Source organism: Paraburkholderia sp. BL10I2N1 (assembly GCF_004361815.1).
Taxonomy (GTDB): Bacteria; Pseudomonadota; Gammaproteobacteria; order Burkholderiales; family Burkholderiaceae; genus Paraburkholderia.
In genome coordinates this window covers 2,382,013-2,406,063 of sequence record NZ_SNWA01000002.1, presented here as the reverse complement: position 1 = coordinate 2,406,063, position 24,051 = coordinate 2,382,013, and the positions used below count along the sequence as shown (strand labels likewise).

Below are 24,051 nucleotides of genomic sequence, written 5' to 3'. Positions count from 1 at the left end.
CAAGACCCTGTCGGTGCATGGGTCTTCGCGACCAGCGGCTACGGAACGCCCATCGCCCACGATTACCCGCCTGCCAATTACTCGACACCGATAAACTTGTCGGGTTGTCCGGCAGCGTGCTGAACGATCAGCCTTATCCGGACCGCGAAAACCGGGTACTAATCGGCGCCTGGTCGAATTGGCTCATGAGCGGCGCCGGTCCGGCTATCGGCGCTTGCATGCGCCGCTCAGACTCCTTTCAATTATGGCTGCGGAGGCATCACGGTGTGCGAGGCGCCGCTGGCTGCCTCCGGAAACTCAAACCCGAGGGGTGCGCATGGCTCGTTTCGAAGATGGAATCGTCGTGGCCTCATCCGTGGTTATCCCTACAGCGACCAGAACGGGTGTTTGTATGAGCCATCCTGGTATGGAAGCTGCGGGACAAGGCGGCAGCCAAGCGCTTCTTCCGCCGTCTGCTGGCCGGTCGCCCGCTCGTGCCGGACAAGAATGGTTCCGACCTATAGTTATCAGTGTTGGACGTCACTCCGGTGGGTCTTGACTGCGAGAGCGCTGCCAGCACAACACCGGCGGAGGTGGGTATGCGCTTCGAAGCATTTTCCTTTGGTTCCATCCGCATTGATGGGGTCACCTATCAGCATGACGTGGTGATCGACCACGGGCAGTTTCGCAAACGCAAGAAGAAACCCTCCAGGAAGTTCCGCGAGGCCTTTGGGCACACACCGCTGTCCGGCGAAGAGGACATTCCCTGGAAATGCCACCGGCTTGTGATTGGCACCGGCACCGGGGCGTTACCGGTGATGGAAGAGGTGAAGCACGAGGCGCAGCGTCGGCAGGTCAAACTGGTCATCCTGCCGACAGCGGAAGCCATCGCCAAGCTCAAGGAACACCCCGACCAGACCAATGCGATCCTGACACCGTCGCGCAGCCCAACGCTGAGGAAGTTGTACAGGTAATCGCTGCTGAGACCGATACGCCTGCGGAGACAGTTTCGAAAATGTAGGTCGACACGATGGCTTCCAGACGACGCGCTTCATCACCTGGTCAGCGTTGCCGAACATGCTGAGCGTTGGACATACGTCTTCAGGGGACGAACATGACTGATTTTCAGGGACAAGGTCAGTATTGGCAATGTCCCAATCGGGCGAGATCGACGTGATTCTCGTGACCGAATTGACTCGTTGGGGCCGTTCAACGCTCGACCTGTTCCACACGTTGAACGACTTGCAGGCGTGGGGTGTGTCACTGATCGCCCAGACCGGATTGCAGTTCGATCTCAGCACGCCGCAAGGCAAAAAAATTGCCACGATGATGGCCGCGCTGGCCGAGTTTGAGCGCGATCTGCTGCGTGAGCGTGTCCGGTCTGGCATCGCAGCGGCACAGGCGCGAGGAGTGACATTCGGTCGGCAGCCGGGGCAACGTGTGAAGGCCGACCGGCTCGCACCGAGAGTTCTCGCGCTCGTCAAGGCAGGGCAATCGTACCGTCAGATCGGTCAGCGACTCGCCATCAGTAAGAATACGGTACTCGATATTGTTAAACGCGCCCGTATCAGTGAGCGCGAGCGGGAGAGCAAATGAAAGGGGATGAGTTTCTGGAACGACCTCTGACTGAAGCGGAAATCGAACTGCTCGATGATTTCCTGATCAGCGACGCCGCTCCGGAAGAGGCGATGGATGTCTCGATGAATACTCGATCCAGCGAATTCGACATCGCGACGAGCGCACTCGCCGACAATGGCTGGTGTGTCGTGTCGAACTTTTTGTCACAGACCCAGACGCAGGCCTTGTCGACCGAATGCATGGCCATGCACGACGCGCAGCTGCTGACGCCCGCCCGTGTAGGGGCCGATCACGCTGCCACGCTTTTGCGCGGCGATAGCACGCGCTGGTTCCTACCTGAGGCGCTGAGCACGCCGCAGCAGGCGTTCGCCAATCGCATCGAAGCGCTACGGATCGCGCTCAACCGCGACCTGTTTCTCGGCCTGGTCGATAGCGAATCGCACTACGCGGTATATCGGCCAGGCGCCGGATATGCACGCCACCTCGACTGCCTGCGTAACAACGACACCCGCGTGATTTCCGCCGTGTTCTACCTCAACGAAGCGTGGCAGGACGCCGAGGGCGGCGCACTGCGGCTCTACTTTGCCGATCAGTCATACCACGACGTCTTTCCGCGCGCCGGAACGCTGCTGTTGTTTCTCTCCGCACAGTTTGAACACGAGGTGCTGCCCGCCACGCGCGATCGCATGAGCATCGCATGCTGGATGAGGCAGCGGGTGTACGCCGAGGCGCGTGCGCAGCTGGCACCCGGAAGATTGCGCGTCAGCACATAATGTAGCGGTGCCAAGAAGGCCGCCAACGATGGCCCAGTATTCATCACCGATCGCGGCCGGCCGGCTCACGTACACCTGCTTTTATTTCCAACAGCGGCAGCTATTGACGTCGGGCAAGCAACCACGAACGCACCTCCTCCGTCGAACGCCAGGCGCCCTACGTGCACGCGGGCGCCGGCATCGGTGCTGGCTCAAGGGGCAAACCGGCGACGCGCTACATGGGGTGCCGTCAGGATTCGGATGAGAACGTACGTTAGCCGCTCTGCACAATGAAGAGAATCAATGACTTGGCGCTGGGTGCCAATTCTCGACTGAATCTCGGAAGCAGAGTTGGTGCCAGGAGTTATGGGACGGGGGCTTCCTGACCTCTGCCGTACACAAACGTCCGAATCCTGACGGCACTCCGAGTGGAGCGCGGGGAAATGGCTGAAGCCGACTTCCGGCAAATGATGGATGAGGCTCTCACGCGGCCCGGCGGACCGGGCGCTGTTCAGCCTGGACTGAGCGCGCCGTATGTACGAAAACGACCCCAGCTGGTGACCGACGTGCCGGCTACCGTGCCGCGCGCGCTGCTGCCCGAGTTCATCGCCGCCCTGATCCGCCAGCGTTCGCCGCGGATCCGGATCCGCAACCTGCGGGCGTCCGCGCGATGTGCGGGTCGAATGTCGCTGATCGACCCGTTCTAGCCCTTCGGCCAGTTTCTGCGAACGTCGCCACCGCCTTCAAAAGCGGCCGTTCCGGCTCGGTCAAGCCGAGCCACCCGGACTAAAAGATGTTCAGTGAGAGGCGCGTGCGTTGTCGGATCACGCCGTGACGACGTTCAAGGCGACTTCGATGTTTCCATGCACAGCCTTCGAGTACGGGCAGATTTGATGGGCCGAGTGCGCGATCGCCTCGGCGACGTCCTGTGCCACGCCCGGCACGCGAACAGTGAACTGGGCGCCGAGGAACCAGCCGGGACCGGTCTGGCCCACGTCGACCTGGATATCCACGGAAGCGTCAGGCGGCAACGTGACTTTCTTCAGCGAGGCTGCGATCCCGAGCGCAGTGATGTAACAAGCCGACCAGGCGCCCGCAAACAGTTGTTCGGCGGTCGGGTGCGGCTCGGCGGCGATGAACTCGCGGTTTTCACAATCGGGCGCCGACGTTCTGATGTCGACGACGCCGTGATCGCCGCGCTGGGCATTGGGGTCGCGGTTGACCGTGGTGTGGGTCTTGCCCGTGAATAGGACTTTTTCGATCTTTGTCATGATGGATTCCTTGATGGAGAAGGGGGGTGGGCCGTACTTCCTCGTATGTGCGTCAATCGCAGACGAGCTTTGATAGGGGCGAGCGGAGCCCCCGGTAATGACCATCCTTCATCCACTATAGGGCATGTACGTTTCTTCGGCGGCGGCTGTGCGGCGGACTTCGGTCATTCGCTAGCGCAAGTTGAATGGCCCTTGATGGCCGGATCGCTGCCCCACGAGACGATTGCAATCAGCGCCCGACCACGCCTTCTTTCCGCATCCAGGCAACTGTATCTGCAAGCAGGCTGTCCAACGGCGTTTCAACGTAGTTCAGCTCACGCATGGCTTTCGTCGAATCGACGCGGAGTGTTTCGCAGACCAGCGTCGCACTTTCGGGCGTCACGTCAGGCTCCTTTCGAATGAGCCACGACGATGCTTCGGCGAGGTGAGCGAATGCCATCAATGCCCACGCCGGCGTGGCATCGGTAGGTGTGCGCTTGCACAATGCAGCGCCCACGCGGTGCACGAGGTCGACGTAGCTTGCATGCTCGCCACCGACCAAATAACTTTCGCCAAACCGCCGCCGTTGCCAAGCACGCACCTGAGCCCTGGCGATTTCTCGTACATCGGCAAAAGAACCACTGCCCGGTGGTATGCCCGGTAGCTTCTCGCGGTCCACCATCAAGATGAGACGGGCCCAGTTGTGACGGTCGCCCGGACCCAGGATGTGGGAGGGGTTAAAGACAATCCACGGCACGCTGGAGCGCCGCACGGCCTGTTCGCCGAGGAACTTGGTGCGCTCGTAATTGATCCAGTTCTCGGCCCCTCGCTGCGGCACTGACTCATTGAGCGTTTCACGCGCGAGGTGCGAGTACGCCGAGACTGAAGACGTGTGCACAAAGGCCTCCACACCGGCCGACTCGGCCGCTCTCAGCAGGTTTTCGGTCCCCTGCACATTGGTAGCCGTCTGCGTCGCTGCCCTCGTCTTCCACATGCTGGTATCCGCCGCTGCATGAAACACCGCCTCGCAACCGGCCAGCACGACATTCAGAGATGCGGGATCCGCTAACTCGGCGCGAATTGGCACACCGCCTTGCTCGGCGATGATCGCGTCGGAATCAATTCGACGGGAAAGCGCCCGCACCTCGTGGCCCGCAGCAAGCAGTTCACGCAACAAATGCCCACCTAGAAAACCGCTTGCGCCAGTCAGAAAGACAGCGGCCATGTTCGCACCTGTTTAGTAGACCAACCAGAGGCACGCGGTCGATCTGGCACACCGGGAAAGGCATTACGACCGCACCGCACCCAACGTCAGTTCCGCTTTCCGACCGCTTCGCGCCTACACAATCGGCGTCATTGTGTGCTCCGACGCGCACCGCGCTCAACGCCGCAAGAACCACAACAGCGCGGATACCACGACCGAAATCACGATGCACGTGATGATCGGGAAGTGGAAGTTGAATCCGTCGCGGACGATATGAATGTCGCCAGGCAGCCGGCCGAACGGGATGCGCACGAGCCAGTGCCATCCGAGGCCGGCAAGAATGCACAGTGTGCCAATAACGATCAGGAAACGGTTCATGGGGTGCCGTCACCCACGGTAGCCGACGAGGTCATCATAGCCCCACGCAGGCGGAGTATCCGCGCCGATTGAATTTTGAGCCACCGCGTTGACGAAGGACTCTCGACAACGCTTTCTGCCGCCAATTGCCCTAGGCGGGGGACCGTAGCCGACCCCTAGTGGTGTGCGTCAAACGGATTGCATCTTATTAAGCTTGGCTCTGGCACGCGTGACTTTCGCGAGGATGTCAGAGGCCTTTGCTGTCCAGATGAACGGTTTCGGATGACGGTTATGTTTCTGCACGTACTGCTCGATCGTGCCGATCAGCTCGGGTACCGAGCGGAACGCCGAACGTCGCAACTGGTTCACTGATAAGTCACGAAAGAAGCGTTCAACCATGTTGAGCCATGAGGCACTGGTGGGCGTGAAATGCATGTGAAATCGCGGGTGCTTGGCAAGCCATGCTTGTACCTCCGGGTGCTTATGGGTTGCATAGTTATCAGCGATCAAATGCAATTCCTTGTTCTTAGCCGTGTCGCGATCGATCTTGCGCAAGAAGCTTAGCCACTCCTGGTGACGATGTTTGGTCTTGCACTCGCTAATGACACTCCCATCGAGCGTGTTCATCGCGGCAAACAGCGTCGTCACACCATTGCGCTTGTAATCGTGCGTCATCGTTTGACCACGACCTCGCTTAAGCGGCAATCCCGGCTGGGTCCGGTCAAGCGCCTGGATCTGGCACTTCTCATCGCAGCACAGGACCAGAGCGTGCTCCGGGGGATCAAGATACAGTCCGACGATGTCCTCGAGTTTCTCAGCGAAATGCTTGTCGTTGGATACCTTGAAGCTGTCTAATCGATGCGGCTTGAGGCCGTGCGCCTGCCAGATGCGCCGCACGCTTGCCGCACTTACACCGACCACCGCTGCCATGCTGCGCGTGCTCCAATGCGTCGCGTTATCCGGACGCCCTTGCGTCGTCAATGCCACAATCGTCTTGACCTTAGGCGCGGAGATCTTTGGTTTGCGCCCCGGTCGCGTCTCATCCCTCTCGATTCCCCTCACGCCGTCAGTGATAAAACGACCGCGCCAGCGCGCGACCGTGCCGCGCCAGATAGCCAGTTCCGCACCGATCTGTTTATCTGTTTTGCCCTGTGCGGCGAGCAAAATCATCTTGGAGCGCTCCGCCAGTCGAACCGGAATCGTTCGGCCAGTAGCCCACGTCTCTAACTGTTTGCGTTGTGCTTCGCTTAACTCAACTTTCGCCGCGATTCTCATGAGTTCTCCCCTCCATGCAAACGGAGACTCATAAATCGCAATTAAGTTGCATTATTTATGACGCACTACACTAGTTGCCGTCGGACCTGGCACCACGTCAACGGCAGATTTTAGGATCCAACGGCCATCCATGAGCCTGGTGCGGCCGGCAGGTTCTCAGCTTTTTGCTGGTTGGCGAGCGCGGTTTTCGGTGACTCGACTATGATGATCTGGAAATGGCCTCGATTCCGCAGCAATACAGGAAGATCTCGAAACGGCGATTATGGGAGGCGCAATGAGCGAGCAACAAAATGTTCAATTGGTGCAGCAAGCATACGATGCTTTCAGCAAGGCCGACATCGGGGGCGTCCTGAAAACGCTCGCCGAAAATGTCGACTGGTTCATACCTGGGCCTACAGAGATCATCCCATTCGCTGGTAGAAGGCACGGCCCTCAGGAGGTCGCTGAATTCTTCAGTGCGCTTGCTGCGACTCAGACTGCCGAACGGTTCGAACCTCTCGATTTTATTGCCAGCGAAGACAAGGTCGTCGTGCTTGGGGTGCAGCGCTGGCGCGTAAATTCAACTGGCATTACGTATGAAGATGAGTGGGCTCACGTCTTCATGATCGAAAACGGAAGAATCACGAAATTCAAGGAATACCATGACACGGCGGCTGAAGCGGCGGCCCATCGGCGATAGAAACATTGGTCTACCTTGATTAAAGCCCTAGGCAACGTTCAGCGACTGCGAGTTTGGCCCTCATGTCGATTTTCTTCGGTAATTTTCCTTCGGTACCACCAGCGGCGGCGTGCATCGATCCGCAACATCGCCCCCTCCCGCACGCGCCTGGATGCCTCGTGTGGGTCACCACAACGCTTCGCTTGACGAATAACGCGCTCGGGGCATTCTCTTTCGTCAAAGGCCCGCCCCGTTGCACCACTCACTAGCCCGCTTTTCGCGTGGGACGGATCTGGATGCCGGATTCGGCCCTGTCCCGGCGTTTCAGCGCACCGGAGAAGGCTATCCGCCTGCGCCTCCAGCATCGCACGACACGCCTGGTAAGCATGTCTTTATGCTGAAGTCCAGTTATCGAATATCGCCAAGAGAGCTGGTAGTTGATATAGGGCGAGTTTTCTTTGAATGAACGCCAAGGTCGATGATCGCCCCAAGACAACAACGACCGCTCTCGGGCCCAACCGGTTATTCCAACGACCGAGCGCCAGCGGTAGCGTAGGACCGCTCCTGGCCGACTCCAGTCCACGATGCTCACTGCCCACGCTGCGCAGCAGGAAGAGGGGTGGTGTTCTTCCAAGTAGACGAGCGCAACCTCTTGTGGCACCGGGACTGACTCCATGGCCCCGGGCTCGCCGCACGTCACATCATTCCGCTGTTGCTGCCAGTACTGCCAGTGCCGGAAGAAGGTGCGGACGTCGCTGTAAGCGGATGGGCGAGACCCGCCGCGGACAGCAGCGAGACGGCGGCCTGATCGGGCATGCCATTGGCGTCGAGAGCCCCTGCTGCCGCTAGCGCGCCCAGGTCGCTGTCGACACCTATTTGGCCAACTGTAAAGGATGTCGTTAGAAACGCCGGTGCCGTCAGCGTGACCGCATAGCGCTGCTGTAGATTCGTGACGACTGCCGATTGCGCAGCCTGCACGTCGGCCTGGTTTGCCAGCACCTGCTGGAACTGTGAGTTGGTCGGGAAGCCCGCTATCAGACCGCTCTCGCTCGTGCCGAGTTGCGAAGCGATGTAGACAAACATCAGTTCGGTCTCTGGCGTCGTATTGAAGGTGCCGCCGGCAAATGCCAGCGAATGCAGGCCAATGCCACCAGAGGTCACGGTGAGGATGCAGGGAGGCGTGGCATTGAACGTAATCGCGTAGTGTCCACCGCCGTCGGACAGGGTGGAGCCCGAGCCCTGCACACAACTGAAGCTGACCGTCGCGCTGGCGAGCGCACTACCGGTGGCGGCCGTGCCGGATATAGCGACGGTTGGCGTCACGTTTCCGCCACCGCAACCGTCGAGGCCGATACAGGCGTTTCCGCCGCAAGCGGCGAGCGTTGCGAGGGAAGCCACACAAATTGCAGCCAGCGCCGGACGAACGAAACACGCGTAGTGAGTGTTCATGGTTGCCTGCCGTTGATAGATCGGGATGGGGCAATCGGTTCCACGGAACGGACCAATGCTACGTACAATTTTAGCGCCCCATGCCTGGAGACCGTTCTACACGTCAATCACATTCGCCGGTGTTATCAACTGCTGAACGGTGGCTCGTCGGCTCGCCGACAGGCGAAGGTCGACCCGTTGCAGTCATCCGGCTCGCCGCGTTGGCAACGGCCGCTCTCAAAGACTAACGGTCATTCGCTCACGGGTGGCGCCTGCCGCCTGTCGGCCAAAAGAGACACCGACAGAGAACTTCTTCTCTAGCAGGGCCCGTCAATGTTCCGCGACACCATCGCGCAGCCCGGGCACGATGAGAACAGTAGGTGTCGTGTTGAGAGTCATTAAACTCACCCCGAGTTAGCTTAGAACAGACGTAAAGCACGGGGAGCCCGGTCGGCGCAGCTGTGATGTCCGATGGCTCGCCAGGTCCATCACCTGGGTCGATCTCAAGGGGGTAGGAACCTGATCGCCTTTGCTCATCATATAGCCTCCCGCTCTGCGGAAGCAGCGGCAGGCCGGCAAGATGGTCAACAAGACCATTCTGCGCGTGCGTTACGTATGTGCGTAATCCTCAAATGTGGAGAAGTAAAAAAACGGCGCTCACCCAGATTGACCTGCGCGAGCGCCAAATGGAGATCCCTGGTTAAAACTTGTGCCGCACGCCCACTATCACAAGCGCCTGTGAACTGGCACCCGCGTCAACACCGTACGAGCCGATTACCGCCTGCGCGGCACCGTTACCGTTTTCCCCGCTCGCGTGCGTGTACGCTGCCGTTGCATAGAGGTCGGTGCGTTTGCTCAGAAGATAATCCACGCCAACGTTGAACTGGTTGTATTTCGCCGAGGAGTCGCCGTTCGATTTCGTATAGTTATAGCCCGCGACCGCCTGGAACGTCGGCGACACCTGCCAGAGCGCAAAGATGGATCCGTTCTGGTACTTCTCCGATTCTTTGAACGTCGACGAAGCATCAGGCGAATATTCCGAAAAGCTGTATGCAGCGCCGACCGTCACCGGTCCAAATACATACTGGCCACCCGCACGCGCGATGTTGATCGAGCGCGACGAAGCGTACGCAGCATTGACCGAGCTGTTAAAGAACGTATCGGCCGACGATGTGCCGCGCGCTGACAGGTTGACGTTGCCGTTGTCGACGTGCAGGTAGCCACCCGCCAGACTGAGCGGCCCCGCCGTGTATGCAAGCGCAGCGGAATACGACTGTCCGGAGCCGACCGAGCCCGCTATGCCACCCAACGCGTACAGCGCTTCGACCGTCAAACCGCCCCATACGGGGCTCACCCATTTCACGGCGTTGTTGATGCGTACGCTGCTGTCGTAGTTGTCAACATCTCCCGGCGTCGCGAACAGTCCGCTGAATTGATCTCCAGTTAGCGGCTGCAAAAGGTCGGTAACTGGATCATATTGCCGGCCAAGCGTCAATGTACCCAACCGACCACTGCTGATCCCGACAAATGCCTGATGACCGAATTCGCGGCCACCGTTCTGTAACTGCCCCGAACTGATGTCGAAACTGTTCTCAAGCGTGAAAACCGCAGAGAGATCGCCGCCAAGATCCTCGTTACCCTTTAATCCCCACTCGTTGCCACTGAGGTTGCCGGCGGACATTTTCCACTGGGAGCTATGACCGCCACTGTTGTGGATATACGCGATCCCAGTATCGACGATTCCGTACAGTGTGACCGAGTTTTCTGCATGCGCGTTTATGGCAATAGCGCAAACACCGAGGGAAATCGCGGACAGGAACAGTCGTTTCACGTTCTTACTCAGGTTAGTAATTTAATGTTTGAAGAGAGGCTGACGCCTGTTCTGGACAATTCGCGCCTCCAACGTCACTACAAAAAACATGGATAGCAGGACTCCTCAAAAACATAGAACCATCTCGATCAACCGGTTCCTTAGCTGCAAATGACCAATCTACCTACACGTTGAGTTCAGCGACCGGTCCAATGTCGCCAGAAAACCATCCCCGTGCGAACACATCCCTACCCTTCCATCATTTGCAGTAACTCGTTAACTTTAGTAATCCGAATTTATAAATATGGTTCCATTCCAGTTCCGCACTCTCTTCGATCTCTTACCGTTGCGGGCACACGCGCCGAAAGTCTCCTTTGGATTGCGCTCTACCCGGCAATACCGGTCAGCTGATAACCATGTCTGCAGGACGAGGTTTGTCGAATGCTGATCCGTCAGCCAGGGTTACGCTGGCCAGTGCGGCCACCAAAGCCTCGCAGACACAAAGCGTACTGGTGATCGCGAATGGAAAGGCCTTTGTCTCCCTGACAACAAGTGATGCAGCGGCAAGTGAAGCCAGTGGCGAAAGACGGCTGTCGACCAGGGCCACTACGCACGCGCCCCTTCTGTGGGCTTCAAGAACGCAGATTTCAGTGTCCGACCCATAGGGCGCGCGACTGATTGCCACGATAGTGTCCTGCGAGCTTGCTGAGCGCATAAGGTTCCGGTGCACCCCCCCCAGTTCTGTAACGAGGACAACCTGTCTAGCTGTCCGTTGAAGCGCGGATGCCAGGTAACTTGCGACAGGCAGGCTGCCATCAAGGCCCAGAAGGTAGACGCGCTCAGCACGGCTCAGAAGGCCAACTGCATTCTGAAACCCGTCCTCGTCGAAACGCATGTCCAGGTCCAGTAGCGAAGCGCGGCTGGCCGCTACCACCCTGGAGGCCGGTCGAAGGCTGGCTGGCGTGATGCCTGACGAATTGGCGTCACTTTGCCCCTGAATGCGGAACTGCTCCTTGAACATCGCCTTGAGCGCGGCAAAACCTGATAACCCGAACCGCTTGGCAAATCGAACCACGGCAGAAGGGTGTACATCACAGGCCGCGGCTACGTCATTAATCCGGGCCAGCATCATCTGGCCGCGATTTTGCTCCAGGTAGCGCGCAATGGCCTGCAATTGCCGGCTTAAAGACGAATAGTCGGCGGCGATCCACTGAAACAGCCGATCCTGTGTCAAGTCCCCCGACGCCGGGCCCGCCTCCGCTGCACCTCGCGGCGGGACTCGGTAGTGGCGTCCTTCAGAAGCGGCCCGCTCCTGGTTAACCGAAGTAAAATGGCGCATATTTCGAGTCACTCGACGTAACGCGGCGAAGTTGCCCGCGTATCAGGCTGTTCCGGCCCTCCGCTGATCAGCCATTCGTGCGCCGGGTCGTTCTTGAAGCACCATTGTCGGGTTGGGCCTGCCATCACGTTGAGGTAGTAGCTCTCGTATCCATACGGCACCACCACCGGGTGGTAGCCGCGCGGGACCAATACCGCATCGCCGTCTTCCACAGCCATGCTCACGTCCAGGCTGCGGTCGTCGGTGTAGACCCGCTGGAACACGAAGCCCTGCGGCGGGTTGATGCGGTGGTAGTAGGTCTCTTCCAGTACGCTTTCCTGCGGGACCGCGTCGGTGTCATGCTTGTGTGGTGGGTAGCTGGAACTGTGACTCTGCGGAGTGCGCACTTCCACCACCAGCAATGACTCAGCCGCTTCGGTCGCCGGCAGGATGTCAGCGATATAGCGGGCGTTGGCCGCCACCCCGCGCACCGAACGCTTGATGGAGGACGGTTCGATCAGGCGCGCCGGCAGCTTGCCTTCAGCCGGAGCAGTACAGATCGCCAGTTCCACTGCGCCGTGCGCGATTACCTCGCCCTGCAGCCGCGGCGGAATATAGACCGCGTAGGGCGCATGCTCGTCGAACACACTGGTGCGCATGCCGATCTCATTCCATTGCTGCTCACCAGCAGTGACTGACACAACGCCGGAAAGCACCACCAGGCAGATCTCCCGATCGGGCTCACACAGCGAAATCGTCTCGCCTGGGGTCAACCTCTTCACCTCGAATCCCACGTGCCGCCAACCGGCCGACGCCGGAGTGACGGTGATCAGGTCGCGCCGATTCCTCGCGCCTTTAACCAGTAAGTTCATTGATCGGTCCTCGTTCTACTCGTACTTCGTTACGTGGTCGCTGGATGGGCCCGGCATAGCGAAACCCCTCAGGCAACGCCGCCAAATGGTGATGTTCCAGCGGGCGGCCTCACCCTAAACCTATTGGCCATACTTAGCTACGCGGCACCCGCAGCGCCGCTTCGTACGCTTCGCGTGCGGCCTTCACCTGTGGCCGCTCAGACACTTCCGGCACTGCGACTTCCCACCAGCAACCTCCTTCGGCGGTCGTGCGTGTGTCGTCGGTGTTGATCACCACCACGTAGCTGCGGTCGGCCGCCCGGGCACGCACCAGCGCTTCTTCCAGCCCCGCGATGTTCGGTACGCGTTCAGCAATCGCGCCTAGCGATTGCGCGTGCCTCGCAAAGTCGATGTCCGGCAGTCCCTGCGAGCCGGTCAGGCAGTCTTTCAGCATGTTGTTGAACGGCGCACCTCCGCAGTTCTGCTGCAAGCGGTTGATGCATCCATAGCCCCGGTTGTCCAGGATCACAACGATCAGTTTCTGCCCAAGCATTACGCTGGTCGCCAGCTCGGAGTTCATCATCAGGTAGGAGCCATCACCCACCATCACGATCACCTCCTTGTCCGGACGAGCCATTTTCACGCCCAGCCCCCCAGCCACTTCGTAGCCCATGCAGGAGTAGCCATACTCCATGTGATAGCCGCCAGGGAACCCGGTACGCCACAGCTTGTGCAGCTCCGCAGGCAACGTACCGGCCGCGCATACCACGATGTCTTCCCCCGTCGAATCGGCCGAGCGCTGCACCGCGCCGATGACTTCCGCGTCGTAGGGCAGCTTGCCTCGCGGCAGCTCACGTGGTGAAGTCACCGCATGGACCGTCTCACGCCAGGCGTGCGCGAGTTGCCGCGCACGCTGCGTCCACCGGGTGTCCGCGCGCCAGCCTCCGGCAATGTCCCGTGCGCCCTTCCGCCCTGAGATGAGCGCGTCGTCGGGTCCATCGTCAACGGGTTCCCCGGAGAGCGTGCCAGTGAGCGCGACGAGGCTCCAACGCGCGTCAGCAACGAGTGCCTGGCCGCGCTGCTTGATCGCATCCAGCCCGTTCACATTGATACTCAACAGCTTCGCCTGCGGGAACAGGCTGTGCGAGCCGGTGGTGAAGTCCTGCAAGCGGGTACCCACTGCCACCACCAGGTCGGCCTCCCTGGCGAGTTCGTTGGCGGCCGCCGAACCTGTTACACCAACCGGACCGACTTGCAGGGGATGGTCCCATGGCAAGGCGCTCTTGCCGGCCTGCGTCTCGCACACGGGCACGCCAAAAGTTTCGGCGAAGGTGCGTAGCGCCTCGGTGGCGCGAGCGTACAGCACACCGCCGCCGGAGATGACGATCGGGCGCTTCGCCTGGCGGATTGCCTGCGCGGCATCAATCAGCTCATCGCGCGCGGCGGGCTGCACACGGATGCGGATGAGCGATTCTTCGAAAAACCCGGTCGGGTAGTCGTAGGCTTCGGTCTGCACATCCTGCGGTAAAGCCAGCGTCACAGGGCCGCATTGCGCCGGGTCGGTGAGAATAGCGATCGCCTTCGGCAATGCGGCAAGCAGTTGTTCGGGGCGCACGATGCGGTCGAAATAGCGCGATACCGGCTTGAAGCAGTCGTTGGCGGAGAGGCTGCCGTCGGCATCGCTCTCCACCTGTTGTAGCACCGGGTCAGGGGCGCGCGAAACAAACACGTCGCCCGGCAACAGCAGCACCGGCAGGCGGTTCACATGCGCGAGGGCGGCTGCAGTCACCAGATTGGTGGCACCCGGGCCGATGCTGGTGGTGACCGCCATCAGCCGGCGGCGGAAGTGCGCCTTGGCGTAGGCAATGGCTGCGTGTGCCATACCCTGCTCGTTATGCGCCCGGTAGGTGGGAAAGCTGTCACGGCACTCGTAAAGCGCTTCGCCGATGCCGGCGACGTTGCCATGGCCGAAGATGGCAAAGCAGCCGTTGACGAGCGGTACGCGTTCGCCATCAATCTCGATACGCTGGGCCGCGAGGTATTTCACCAGCGCTTGCGCCATGGTGAGACGAATAGTGGGCATCACGCTCTCCTCCCGGTTTCTTCACGCCATGCATCGACCAGGGTAACGAAGATCGCGGCGGTCTCGCGCTTCAGGCCTGCGTCGTCCAACTCGCCGGCAAACCACTTGCGGCTCGCCTCGTAGAAAATGGTGCGGCCGACGGCGAAGCCGCGGCAGGTCGTTGACGCACGAGCCGCCCTGAATCCTTCGCGTAGCCTGTCGACGGGAACGTTAAGCCCGAGCAGCACCACGCCACGGCAATATGGGTCACGCCCGGAAATTAGCGCGTCGATGGCCGGCCAGGCTTGCGCCGCAGGTTGCTCAAGCTTCCACCAATCCGGGCAGATGCCGAGGTCATACAGCCGCGTGAGCGCGCGCAGCACCGTGTCGGACATCTGCGGCAGGTTCCCCGGCGGAATCACCTCCAGCAGCAGCTCATGACCGCTGACCTGTACCGCCTGATACAGCGCCAGCAACTGCGCCTCCTGCTCCAGGCGGTTGTCGATCGTGTCGTCCGGATGGTATTGCACCAGGCACTTGACTACGTGTTCCTTGGGCCAACTGGCGAGGTGCGAGCCAATCGAGCGTCCCCATTCGAATTCAAGCGGATTCGACATTGGCAGTTCGACCGGGCGGCCGATCCACCAGCCGCGGCCAGTCGCGGCGTTGAGGGCGTCCTGACCGTAGCGGTCGTCGGCGAGGATGCCGACTTTACCGGTGAGGCCATGCTCCTGTTCAACCTCGGCAACCGTCTCCACCAGCAGTTGCTTGAGCTGGCCGATCCGCGATTCGGATTGTCCAGTCTGTTGCGCGACATCAGCCAGCTGACTGCGGTGATCGAAGGCAAACACGAGCAATTCGTCGCGCTGCTTGCGGGCCACCGTGACCCGGTGCAAGTGATTCAGCCGTGCATCTTCCGCGGGACGCGATGGCTGGACATCCAGGAAGTACGCCAGCTCCGCGGGCGTCGGCATCGCGGGAGCGCAGCCGTGACGGCTCACCACCAGGGCACCGCAGGCGTTGGCGTAGCGGCAGCAGGCAGCGTAGTCCTCACCGCGCAGCCAGCCGGAGAGGAACCCGGAAAGGAAGGCATCGCCGGCGCCAAGCACATTGAGTACTTCCACTTGCACGCCACAGTGCAGGCCGGCGTCCTCGATCTTCGCCAGAATGGCGCCATCGATCACCACGCAGCCGAGAGGACCGAGCTTTACCACCAGGGTAGCGTCCGAAATCTCGCGCACACTCCGGAGGCAGTCCATCAGGTCGTCGCTGCCACCTGCGATGCGGAATTCCTCCTCGGTACCTACGATCAGGTCGAACTCGGGCAATATTGCCCGCAGGTGTTGGGTGACGCTGCTGTGAGCGACGAAGCGGGTCTCGCCATCCCCCTTGCTGGCGAGTCCCCACAGAACCGGCCGGTAGTCAATGTCGAGCACGGTACGCACATTGTTGCGGCGAGCGTATTCGAGTGCACGTCTGGCAGCGGCATGTACACCGGGGCGCGACAGATGAGTGCCTGTAATGGCCAGCGCCTTGCTGGAGGCGATGAACGACTCGTCAATGTCATCTACCGACAAGGCCATGTCGGCACAGTGGTCGCGGTAGAACAGCAGCGGGAAGCTCTGGCGGTCCTTGATGCCGAGCAGCACCAGGGCGGTCAGGTGATCCGGGTCAAGCTTCACCTGGCTGACGTCGCAGCCCTCCCGTTCGAGCGTCTCCAGCAGGAAACGTCCCATCTGCTCATCGCCGACACGCGACAGCATCGCCGACTTCATACCGAGCCGGGCCGTGCCGAACGCTACATTGCCGGATGAACCGCCCAGGTACTTGGAAAAGTGTGTCACATCCTCGAGCCGGGCACCAATATCGTTGGCGTAAAGATCCACCAGCAGCCGCCCAAGACAAATCAGGTCCAACCGGCGATGATTTGCAAAACTAGTCGAATTTTTCATGTCAGCCCACAAAACGATCACGTTCAGACTTCAACGCCAGGCGGCTTTTCCCTCAGCGTGTGCATCTCTTCACCACCTGCCATCACGCGCAGAATTTCATCGCGCGTAATGTCGGACTTTCTGAACGTCCCGTGACTGGTGCCGCGGTTGAGCAGGGTGAACCGATCTCCGATCGGGTACGCATGGTTGATGTTGTGGGTGATGAACACCACACCAATTCCGTCATCGCGGGCCTTGTCGATATATTTCAGGACCATGCTGGCCTGGTGTACCCCAAGGGCCGAAGTCGGCTCGTCCAGAATCAGGACCCTGGCGCCAAAATAGGTCGCGCGCGCAATCGCGAGGCCTTGACGTTCGCCGCCCGACAGCGTGCCGACCGCCTGCCCTGGATCGCGGATATCGATGCCAATCTGGACCATTTCCTGACGGGTCACTTCGTCGGCGAACCTGGCGTCGAAGCGACGCAGCAGGCCTTTACCCTTTGTTGGCTCACGACCGAGGAAGAAATTCCGCGCAATGCTCATCAACGGCAGCATTGCGAGGTCCTGAAACACGGTCGCGACACCGGCTTGATAAGCATCGCGAGGACTCTGGAACAGGATGTCTTGACCGTTAATGCGGATCGCCCCCTGGGTTGGCTGGTGCACACCGGACAGCACCTTGATCAGTGTGGACTTCCCTGCGCCGTTATCCCCAAGAAGACAGTGGACCTCACCCGGAAGGACATCAAAAGATACGCCGTCAAGCGCAATTACGGAGCCGAACATCTTCTTGACTTTGGCAAGCTCAATCACTGGATTCATTTCTCAGTCTCCTATCTCGACTTAACGGCTGCTCGTCGCCATTCTGCGAACATAATCGTTGAACAACACGGCCAGCAGAACCATCAGTCCGAGGAAAACCTTGAACCAGTCCGTATCGATCCCGGTGTAGAACATGCCGATTTGAACAGTGCCGAAAATCAGGGCACCGAACATCGATCCAATTGCAGAACCATAACCGCCGGTCAGCAGACAGCCGCCAATCACTGCGGCAATGATTGCTTCGAACTCTTTCTGAACACCACGCAGCGTATCCGCAGACCCCGACTCCAGAACCTGAACGGTGGCGAACAGCATGGCGCTCAGGGCTGAGAACATGAAGAGCAGGATCTTTACCTTGTTGACCGGCACCCCCATGTTGCGCGCCGCATTGGAATCACCGCCGGTGGCAAAGATCCAGTTCCCCAGACGGGTACGAAGCAACACCCAGGTAGCCAGCGCGGAAATGACCAGCCACCACACGACGGAGACAGGGATCCCCGGCACGAGCGGCAAGCCGTCTGGGCGCGTTGCAATCACCCCATGCGCCGCCAGGAACTGGAACAGTCCGGTGAAGAGGTGACCGGAGAAGAGTGAGACCGCCCACGAATCCTGATTTAGCTCGTTGACGACATATGAGATTTGAGTCTTGCCGGTCAGCAGGCGCGTTGCCGCGACCGCCACGCCCCGTAGAATGAACATCGTCGCCAGTGAAACGATAAAGGACGGCAACCTGGTGCGAACCACAAGATAGCCGTTGAACGCCCCGATCATCAGACTGAAGACAAATGCAATCAGTACTGCAACAGGCAATGAAAGACCCAGTTTGGTCACCCCAACCCCGATGATCAGCCCCGAGAGTGCCACCATCGAGCCAATCGACAGGTCGAATTCACCGGCAATCATCAACAATGAAACAGAAACGGCCAGAATTCCCAGTTCTGCGGCAACCTTGAAAATGTTCATCATGCCGTCGGCACTGAACATGCCACTACCGCTGGCAAAGAGAATAAAGAACGCGTAAACAAAAACCAGTCCAGATACAGCCCCGGATTCAGGCCGATGCATGACACGTGCAAACCAGGACTGTTTGGCCATTCGCCTCGAATCGCTACCCGCACCCTTCTTCGCAATCTGTATGCCTTTTGCGCGCTGAGTACTTGTCTCGCTCATTTGTCGCTCTCCATATGGTCTGGCGCTCACACGGCGCTGTCCGATAGTGCGCCGGTAGGCGTTTGGCACAATCCGTCTCATGTACCATCAATCAATCAGGTGTTTTCCACCGATGCATGAACCAGGAACCCCACCGCGTGCAGCCGGCCGGCCCGCGCTTTCTCGTGAGCCGGTTGTTGACCGGCCCGTGCCGCGAGCGATGGGGAATGCCACCCGAAGAACATTCAAGGTCGCCCCAGATGTCCTTCAACTACTCGAATGTGACAATTTTTTTCTGCTCCAACGCCTCGCGCATGGCCACGCCAATCCGGGTGGCGTCGCGCGCCTCCAGCAAGCGGTCACGCATGGTGTCGCCATTTCTGACGGCATCGATAAAGGCTTGTGCTTCCACCACAAAGGCCTGTTCGAAACGGGCGAAAAAGTCCACCACCATGGCGCAATGGTTTGCGTTGCCCTTTTGCACATTGACCTCCGAGGTCGGGGTGCCACCCACGCCGAGACTCACGGAACTTTGGGTACCCACAAGTTGCAGGGACGTCTCGTCGCCATGGTGCGAAGTGCGCGATGCGTGGAAGGTCGCAAGAATGTCGTTTTCGAACAGAACCGTGGCTGTCGCGGTATCCACGTCATGGCACGCCGCCAGGTCCGGGTACATGGCGCGGATGCCCGTCGCCGAAACAGAGACCGGCTTTGCACCGTTGGTCATCCACAAGGCGACATCGATGTCGTGAATGCTGCAATCCAGGAACAATCCACCTGAGGTCGGTGCAAACTGCACGAAGAATCCATTCGTGTCGATCGCGTCCAGCGAGGCGCAATGCAAGCGGAACAGCTTGCCAAGATCTCCATTGTCCAGCCGGCGCTTTGCCTCGACGTAGGCCGGATCGTAGCGGCGCATGAAGCCGACCATCACCGTCACGTTGGGCTGCTTTTCCGCAGCGTTCAGCACGCGCTTACACTCTTCCAGCGTCAGCGCCAGCGGCTTTTCGCAGAAAACGTGCTTGCCTGCCTCCAGTGCGGCGACGATCTGGTCGGCATGGAACGACGTCGGCGTAGCCAGCCACACCGCATCCACCTCCTTGTCAGCCAGAAGGTCGCCCATCGTTTCGTAGAGCTTCGTGATGCCAAGCTCGGTCCTGGCCCACTCACGCTCCGCGGCAACCGGGCTTGCTCCTGCGATGAGCTCGCCACCCCGCACCCGGCGTGCCAGATTACGCGCATGGTTCTTTCCGATGCGTCCCAGACCTACGATGCCAACCTTTACTGTGTTGCTCATTTCATGCCTCATACTTTGTTGGCGACATGGCGGGCGTGACCAACCCTGCGAAGCTCGCATGTCGCCCGTGTTATGGCAGGATGGGAATCGCTAATCGATCACCCGTCCTGCGGCCGGATTTATAGCGTGGGAATCAGCGATAGCCCTGCTTGCTGAGCTTCAGGATCTGCTCGGCATCTGCCTTGTTACTGACGAAGAGCGGGCCGGTATAGATGTTGTTCATCGGCAGCAGGCCGTAGTGCGCATGCTTGTTCAGCATCACCACTGGCAGATAGCCCATCATGTATTGCTGGGCATCCAGCGCGAAGAACACATCGCCCTTGGCAACGCCATCCAGCAGTTCCGGCGACACATCGAAGCTGGCGAACTTGTACTTCTTCAGTGTGCCCTTCTGGCGAAGATCGTTGATCAGCACGTTCGCCACACTGGAGCTGGTCGCGAGGATTCCGTCGACGTTCGGGTGGCTGGCCAGATAGGCACCCGTACGTGAGGTCACGTCGGTCGGGTCCAAGGTCATGGCCACCACCGGCGCGTTGCCTCCCATGCCGTCCTTGAAACCGCGGCAGCGGTCGTCAATCGCAACGTTACCCACTTCGTGGTTCAGGCAGATCGGGTTCTTCACGCCGGCAGCCTTGAAGCGCTCGCCTGCCAGCTTGCCGGCGTCGTATTCGGCGGCGCTGCCTACGTAGAATTTGGCACCGACCTTCTTCACGTCGCCTTCCCCTGAATCGACCACGATCACCGGAATGCCGGCGGCATCAGCCGCCTTGATCGACTTTTGCAGCGCGTTTGCGTCCGGCACCGATACCACAAGACCATCGACCTTAGATGCAACAGCGGCATCGATCATTCGTGACATGGCGATCGGATCGAACGTTTCCGGTGCCTGGTATGACACGTTGGCGCCCGTCTCCTTCGCCGCATCCTCCAGACCTTTCTTGAGCGCGTTCCAGTATGAATCGCCCGCCTGGCCGTGAGTCACGAATGCGATGCGCACCGGCTTGTCTGCAGCAACTGCATTGACCGAGATCGTCATCGCGGACGTAATGACGGCAGCAAGGGCACTATGCAACAGGAAATTCTTGATAGCTGACTTCATCGTGAAGCTCCTCTTCGAATTAGCGGACTTTTAGTTGACTTCCCGGACATACACAGGACGCTGCTCGCGGTAAGAGATATCGGCTGCCAATGCAAGACGCTCTGCCCGCAAGGAATCCTCAGCACCTACCAGAACAGGCTTGCCGTTCAGAACGCTATCGGCAAACACCGCCAGTTCATTTGCATATGAGACTGGGTAGCGATCAAGGCATGAGAAATGTGGTTTGTCTTTTGTGACTCCCTGTTCGTTGGAAATTTCCAAAGTCGTCGGGGCGGTGTTATTGATTTTGGCGAGTCCCTTCGAACCGAGTACTTCTGCCAGCTGATCGTGGCCATAGACAGCAAGGAGCGAGCAATCGATCGTACCCACGCCGCCGTTCGAAAACTTCAGGGTAATCACAGTGGTATCGACGAAACCTTCTTCATCTGCACGAGAAGGATCGGCAATGGCGCCGCCCTCAACATACACACGTTCGATGGTGTCGCCCATCAGATACTGGGCCATGTCGAAGTCGTGAACATGGATGTCGATGAACACATTGCCGGCACTTTTCAGCGCTCCGCGGGGCGGCAACTCGGCTTCGCGCGAGGTAATCTTCACCACCTGAGGGCGACCAATCTCGCCTTGACTGACCACGCGATGCAACTGGTTGAATTGCGCGTCGAAACGGCGGTTGAAGCCGACCTGGAACGGCACTCCGGCATCCTTGACGATCGCGGCAATTTCCTTGCTGCGTCGAAAATGGATATCAAGTGGCTTTTCACAGAACATCGCCTTCTTGAGCGATGCAACGTGCCTGACAATGTCCAGGTGAGTGTTCGTGGCAGAGCAAATGCACACCGCATCGACATCTACCCTGGCCAGCATGTCCTTGTAGTCGACGAATTGATTCGTCACGCCCAGACCGGACAGCCATTCAGTGTGTCTCGCCATCGACGGGGAGGCAACGGCAACCAGTTCGGCACCCTCGACACCCTTTACCAGATTGCGGATGTGCATTTTTCCAATGACACCCGCTCCAATCACTGCAATTCTTAGCTTACGCATAGGAGTCCATATTTTTTATCAAGAGATTTTGCTGTGATATTGCACCTGTTAAATCGTGCTGGCTTTATTGGCGAGTGCAGCCCGCCCCATCGCGACCAACAGCCGCGTATCGCATTCGGCATCTTCCAGTGTATTGAGCGCCGGGCTACTGTTGACGATCGTTTCCCAGAAATACTTGATTTCCTCGACGAAGGCTTCCTTGTAATTGGCCCGGTGCTCGGTCTTCTGCGAGTGATGTCCGTCGGACGTCCACACAGTCAACCGCGTCGGAAAGTGATTCAGCCAGGGCGACGGGAATTCCAGGTTGTAGACCGCGTCATCAAAATAGAGCGTAATGCGCTCGTGGTATTCGGCAACCTTGGGTACGGTTAAATGCATCATTTGCCACAGACTGGTCTGGGCGTCCAGCCGAACTGTGGCCTGACCGCCATCACCATTTGCAAAGAAGGTCGCCCCTTCAATGCCGACGGTCGAGACATTCATCTTCTGCAGCAATCCGTGCACCACGTTGATGTCATGAACAAGGCTGGAGCAATATGCGCCGGCAAAACCGCGGAAACCGTTTTCGTCGGGCTGGCCACCCAGCGCCGCGACAATCTGCGAGGTCTGGCGCGCCTTGAATTCACTTCGCATCGCTTGCGAGATGTCATTGGCGAACACCAGGTCGCCCTGATGCTCGCGGAACGGCCAGGAGTCGGGATCGCACACTTCCACGCTGACCATGCGCAGCCTCGATCCGTCGGACGGGAGCATGTCGCGCAGCAGTTGGTAGGACGGGTCAAAGCGCTTCATGTACCCAACCTGCAGGTGCTTGCCGCTGGCGTCACGGGCAGCCTTGATGCGGGCCACGTCTTCCACCGTGTAGCAGACTGGCTTCTCGGTGAATACGTGACAGCCAGCGTTCAGCGCGTCGATCACCATGTCGGCGTGATAGCAATCCGGCGAGCAGACAAACACGGCTTGCGGCTCCGCCCTGCTCAACAGCTGCTGATGCGATTCATAAACCGGCAGGTTCTTTGTGTTCTTGAAGAACTCACGCACCGTAGCAGACGCATCGGCAATACCGACCAGTTCAAACCGATCGCTCAGTTTCAGAATGTTGGGGATGTGCTCAAGCTGAGCAATCAGTCCCGCACCGAAGACACCAACTCGCAATTTTCTGTTCATGGATGAATTTCTCTACTTGTGACTATTTCGGGTGGCCCGTTTCACTCGATGACGGTAAATCCAGCGGCCTCTGCCAGCTTCCTGGTGTTCTGGTAGCCCAATGTGGCGTACTTGAGCGGGTTGGCCTTGGCCGGATCCTGCTCAGCTTCCACCACCAGCCAGCCGCTATAGCCGTTATCTGCCAGGACTTTCAGGATATCGGCATAGTCGACCGAGCCGTCGCCGGTGACCGTAAAGATCCCGTTCATTACGGCAGCCATGAAGCTCAGGTCTTCTTTCAGCGCCCGCTCGAGCTCGGCGGGACGCACGTCCTTAAGGTGGACATGGTTGATCCGCTTGACATGGCGACGCACCAGGGCATACGGATTGCCGCCCGCGTACATGCAATGCCCCGAATCAAACAGCAGACCGACAGCCTCGCCGGTGTGCTGCATCAGCTGGTCGACCTCCTGATCGGTCTGCACGACTGTGCCCATGTGATGGTGGTACCCCATGCGCACGCCGAAATCGGCCATCTTTTCGGCCAGCCGGGTGACCTTCTTGCCGTAACTGGCCCAGTCGCCGTTGGGCAATTCCGGGCGGATCGAAGCAGGATCGTGGATGGCACCGTGTCGTCCGTAGCTGGTGTCGGCGTAGACCACAACCTTGCTCCCCATTTCCTTTAGCAGCGTCAGGTGTGGCAGGATGGCGTCAAATTCCGCTTCGACTTCATTCTCCGCTATGCGACCGTCATACCAGCCGGAGACGATCTCCAGCCCGTGAGCCTGAACAATCGGGCGCAGCACGCTCGACTGGCGCGGGAACTTGCCGCCCAGTTCGGTACCCGCATACCCAGCCTGCCCGGTTTCGCTCAGGCAGACCTCGAGGGGCGTATCTCCGCCCAGTTCGGGCACGTCATCGTTGGTCCAGGTGATAGGATTAATACCAATGCGTATCGTTGTCATAATGTCCCTCCAGGTTGTTGGAAATAGGGTCGGCCTTTTTCCCAAGCCGACTGAAAATATTGCGGACCTGT

The 24,051-nt window shown here is 59.4% G+C and carries 22 protein-coding genes and 2 pseudogenes; 7 read left to right on the top strand and 17 right to left on the bottom strand.

Features of this window, described 5'->3' with window-relative positions; translation table 11 throughout:
- Window positions 1-92 precede the first annotated feature (92 nt).
- The 6 genes and pseudogenes from B0G77_RS33020 to B0G77_RS33000 form a co-directional block, all read left to right on the top strand.
- A pseudogene (locus tag B0G77_RS33020) lies at window positions 93-223 on the top strand (IS3 family transposase); the annotation flags it as partial.
- Between the two features lie 355 nt (window positions 224-578).
- Window positions 579-953 (top strand): Mth938-like domain-containing protein, encoded by a 375-nt coding sequence (locus B0G77_RS33015; protein ID WP_133666031.1) that lies wholly within the window; start codon window positions 579-581, stop codon window positions 951-953.
- Window positions 923-997: pseudogene (locus B0G77_RS44800) on the top strand (DUF3562 domain-containing protein); the annotation flags it as partial. The gene B0G77_RS33015 and the pseudogene B0G77_RS44800, both read left to right, overlap by 31 nt.
- Before the next feature lie 125 nt (window positions 998-1,122).
- The gene (locus B0G77_RS33010; RefSeq protein WP_279571361.1) at window positions 1,123-1,575 is read left to right on the top strand and encodes a recombinase family protein; all 453 of its coding nucleotides are present in this window, start codon (window positions 1,123-1,125) and stop codon (window positions 1,573-1,575) included.
- Window positions 1,572-2,330, top strand: a complete 759-nt coding sequence (locus B0G77_RS33005; RefSeq protein WP_208116532.1) for a 2OG-Fe(II) oxygenase — start codon at window positions 1,572-1,574, stop codon at window positions 2,328-2,330. Before B0G77_RS33010 ends, B0G77_RS33005 begins: the two co-directional genes overlap by 4 nt.
- A gap of 422 nt (window positions 2,331-2,752) precedes the next feature.
- On the top strand, window positions 2,753-3,016 hold the full coding sequence (locus tag B0G77_RS33000; protein WP_133666029.1) for a hypothetical protein: 264 nt from the start codon (window positions 2,753-2,755) through the stop codon (window positions 3,014-3,016).
- A gap of 117 nt (window positions 3,017-3,133) precedes the next feature.
- Here B0G77_RS33000 and B0G77_RS32995 read toward each other — a convergent pair whose 3' ends face one another.
- From B0G77_RS32995 to B0G77_RS32980, 4 genes are all read right to left on the bottom strand, one after another.
- Complete coding sequence (locus B0G77_RS32995) at window positions 3,134-3,580, bottom strand: Ohr family peroxiredoxin (RefSeq protein ID WP_133666028.1); 447 nt, start codon at window positions 3,578-3,580, stop codon at window positions 3,134-3,136.
- Window positions 3,581-3,809: 229 nt separating this feature from the next.
- Window positions 3,810-4,784: an NAD-dependent epimerase/dehydratase family protein gene (locus tag B0G77_RS32990; protein WP_133666027.1), complete on the bottom strand. Its 975-nt coding sequence runs from the start codon at window positions 4,782-4,784 to the stop codon at window positions 3,810-3,812.
- A gap of 156 nt (window positions 4,785-4,940) precedes the next feature.
- Window positions 4,941-5,141, bottom strand: a complete 201-nt coding sequence (locus B0G77_RS32985) for a DUF2905 domain-containing protein (RefSeq protein WP_133666026.1) — start codon at window positions 5,139-5,141, stop codon at window positions 4,941-4,943.
- Between the two features lie 168 nt (window positions 5,142-5,309).
- A complete protein-coding gene (locus B0G77_RS32980; RefSeq protein WP_133666025.1) occupies window positions 5,310-6,395 on the bottom strand; it encodes an IS630 family transposase in 1,086 nt (361 codons plus the stop codon).
- A gap of 274 nt (window positions 6,396-6,669) precedes the next feature.
- On the opposite strand from B0G77_RS32980, the gene B0G77_RS32975 reads away from it, so the two are divergent.
- Entirely contained in the window at window positions 6,670-7,074 is a 405-nt protein-coding gene (locus tag B0G77_RS32975; RefSeq protein WP_133666024.1) for a nuclear transport factor 2 family protein, read from the top strand.
- A 675-nt stretch (window positions 7,075-7,749) separates the two neighbouring features.
- Here the strand turns inward: B0G77_RS32975 and B0G77_RS32970 are convergent.
- The 13 genes from B0G77_RS32970 to iolE all read right to left on the bottom strand — a co-directional run bounded on the left by B0G77_RS32970 (window position 7,750) and on the right by iolE (window position 23,980).
- Complete coding sequence (locus B0G77_RS32970; RefSeq protein WP_133664431.1) at window positions 7,750-8,502, bottom strand: hypothetical protein; 753 nt, start codon at window positions 8,500-8,502, stop codon at window positions 7,750-7,752.
- Between the two features lie 679 nt (window positions 8,503-9,181).
- The gene (locus tag B0G77_RS32960; protein ID WP_133666023.1) at window positions 9,182-10,312 is read right to left on the bottom strand and encodes a porin; all 1,131 of its coding nucleotides are present in this window, start codon (window positions 10,310-10,312) and stop codon (window positions 9,182-9,184) included.
- Between the two features lie 382 nt (window positions 10,313-10,694).
- Complete coding sequence (locus tag B0G77_RS32955) at window positions 10,695-11,525, bottom strand: MurR/RpiR family transcriptional regulator (protein ID WP_166656321.1); 831 nt, start codon at window positions 11,523-11,525, stop codon at window positions 10,695-10,697.
- A gap of 113 nt (window positions 11,526-11,638) precedes the next feature.
- Window positions 11,639-12,481 carry a 5-deoxy-glucuronate isomerase gene (iolB, locus tag B0G77_RS32950; protein WP_133666021.1) on the bottom strand — a complete coding sequence of 281 codons (843 nt, stop codon included), beginning with the start codon at window positions 12,479-12,481 and terminating at the stop codon, window positions 11,639-11,641.
- 133 nt (window positions 12,482-12,614) lie between these two features.
- On the bottom strand, window positions 12,615-14,543 hold the full coding sequence (gene iolD / locus B0G77_RS32945) for a 3D-(3,5/4)-trihydroxycyclohexane-1,2-dione acylhydrolase (decyclizing) (protein ID WP_133666020.1): 1,929 nt from the start codon (window positions 14,541-14,543) through the stop codon (window positions 12,615-12,617).
- On the bottom strand, window positions 14,543-16,474 hold the full coding sequence (iolC, locus tag B0G77_RS32940) for a 5-dehydro-2-deoxygluconokinase (protein WP_133666019.1): 1,932 nt from the start codon (window positions 16,472-16,474) through the stop codon (window positions 14,543-14,545). Before iolC ends, iolD begins: the two co-directional genes overlap by 1 nt.
- 23 nt (window positions 16,475-16,497) lie before the next feature.
- Window positions 16,498-17,277 (bottom strand): ATP-binding cassette domain-containing protein, encoded by a 780-nt coding sequence (locus B0G77_RS32935; protein ID WP_133666018.1) that lies wholly within the window; start codon window positions 17,275-17,277, stop codon window positions 16,498-16,500.
- A 21-nt stretch (window positions 17,278-17,298) separates the two neighbouring features.
- Window positions 17,299-18,447, bottom strand: coding sequence for an ABC transporter permease (locus B0G77_RS32930; protein ID WP_133666017.1), 1,149 nt, complete (start codon window positions 18,445-18,447; stop codon window positions 17,299-17,301).
- A 250-nt stretch (window positions 18,448-18,697) separates the two neighbouring features.
- A complete protein-coding gene (locus tag B0G77_RS32925; protein WP_208116531.1) occupies window positions 18,698-19,735 on the bottom strand; it encodes a Gfo/Idh/MocA family oxidoreductase in 1,038 nt (345 codons plus the stop codon).
- 121 nt (window positions 19,736-19,856) lie between these two features.
- On the bottom strand, window positions 19,857-20,822 hold the full coding sequence (locus tag B0G77_RS32920; RefSeq protein WP_133666016.1) for a sugar ABC transporter substrate-binding protein: 966 nt from the start codon (window positions 20,820-20,822) through the stop codon (window positions 19,857-19,859).
- A 30-nt stretch (window positions 20,823-20,852) separates the two neighbouring features.
- Window positions 20,853-21,869 (bottom strand): Gfo/Idh/MocA family oxidoreductase, encoded by a 1,017-nt coding sequence (locus B0G77_RS32915; protein WP_133666015.1) that lies wholly within the window; start codon window positions 21,867-21,869, stop codon window positions 20,853-20,855.
- Between the two features lie 48 nt (window positions 21,870-21,917).
- A complete protein-coding gene (locus tag B0G77_RS32910) occupies window positions 21,918-23,036 on the bottom strand; it encodes a Gfo/Idh/MocA family oxidoreductase (protein WP_133666014.1) in 1,119 nt (372 codons plus the stop codon).
- A gap of 41 nt (window positions 23,037-23,077) precedes the next feature.
- On the bottom strand, window positions 23,078-23,980 hold the full coding sequence (gene iolE / locus B0G77_RS32905; protein WP_133666013.1) for a myo-inosose-2 dehydratase: 903 nt from the start codon (window positions 23,978-23,980) through the stop codon (window positions 23,078-23,080).
- Window positions 23,981-24,051: the final 71 nt, after the last annotated feature.

What these genes read in the sequence shown, in the direction of transcription:
- B0G77_RS33015 (WP_133666031.1), top strand. Translation starts at nt 579, where the DNA reads ATGCGCTTCGAAGCATTTTCCTTTGGTTCCATCCGCATTGATGGGGTC.
- B0G77_RS33005 (WP_208116532.1), top strand. Translation starts at nt 1,572, where the DNA reads ATGAAAGGGGATGAGTTTCTGGAACGACCTCTGACTGAAGCGGAAATC.
- B0G77_RS33000 (WP_133666029.1), top strand. Translation starts at nt 2,753, where the DNA reads ATGGCTGAAGCCGACTTCCGGCAAATGATGGATGAGGCTCTCACGCGG.
- B0G77_RS32995 (WP_133666028.1), bottom strand. Translation starts at nt 3,580, where the DNA reads ATGACAAAGATCGAAAAAGTCCTATTCACGGGCAAGACCCACACCACG.
- B0G77_RS32990 (WP_133666027.1), bottom strand. Translation starts at nt 4,784, where the DNA reads ATGGCCGCTGTCTTTCTGACTGGCGCAAGCGGTTTTCTAGGTGGGCAT.
- B0G77_RS32985 (WP_133666026.1), bottom strand. Translation starts at nt 5,141, where the DNA reads ATGAACCGTTTCCTGATCGTTATTGGCACACTGTGCATTCTTGCCGGC.
- B0G77_RS32980 (WP_133666025.1), bottom strand. Translation starts at nt 6,395, where the DNA reads ATGAGAATCGCGGCGAAAGTTGAGTTAAGCGAAGCACAACGCAAACAG.
- B0G77_RS32975 (WP_133666024.1), top strand. Translation starts at nt 6,670, where the DNA reads ATGAGCGAGCAACAAAATGTTCAATTGGTGCAGCAAGCATACGATGCT.
- B0G77_RS32970 (WP_133664431.1), bottom strand. Translation starts at nt 8,502, where the DNA reads ATGAACACTCACTACGCGTGTTTCGTTCGTCCGGCGCTGGCTGCAATT.
- iolB (WP_133666021.1), bottom strand. Translation starts at nt 12,481, where the DNA reads ATGAACTTACTGGTTAAAGGCGCGAGGAATCGGCGCGACCTGATCACC.
- iolD (WP_133666020.1), bottom strand. Translation starts at nt 14,543, where the DNA reads ATGCCCACTATTCGTCTCACCATGGCGCAAGCGCTGGTGAAATACCTC.
- iolC (WP_133666019.1), bottom strand. Translation starts at nt 16,474, where the DNA reads ATGAAAAATTCGACTAGTTTTGCAAATCATCGCCGGTTGGACCTGATT.
- B0G77_RS32935 (WP_133666018.1), bottom strand. Translation starts at nt 17,277, where the DNA reads ATGAATCCAGTGATTGAGCTTGCCAAAGTCAAGAAGATGTTCGGCTCC.
- B0G77_RS32930 (WP_133666017.1), bottom strand. Translation starts at nt 18,447, where the DNA reads ATGAGCGAGACAAGTACTCAGCGCGCAAAAGGCATACAGATTGCGAAG.
- B0G77_RS32925 (WP_208116531.1), bottom strand. Translation starts at nt 19,735, where the DNA reads ATGAGGCATGAAATGAGCAACACAGTAAAGGTTGGCATCGTAGGTCTG.
- B0G77_RS32920 (WP_133666016.1), bottom strand. Translation starts at nt 20,822, where the DNA reads ATGAAGTCAGCTATCAAGAATTTCCTGTTGCATAGTGCCCTTGCTGCC.
- B0G77_RS32915 (WP_133666015.1), bottom strand. Translation starts at nt 21,869, where the DNA reads ATGCGTAAGCTAAGAATTGCAGTGATTGGAGCGGGTGTCATTGGAAAA.
- B0G77_RS32910 (WP_133666014.1), bottom strand. Translation starts at nt 23,036, where the DNA reads ATGAACAGAAAATTGCGAGTTGGTGTCTTCGGTGCGGGACTGATTGCT.
- iolE (WP_133666013.1), bottom strand. Translation starts at nt 23,980, where the DNA reads ATGACAACGATACGCATTGGTATTAATCCTATCACCTGGACCAACGAT.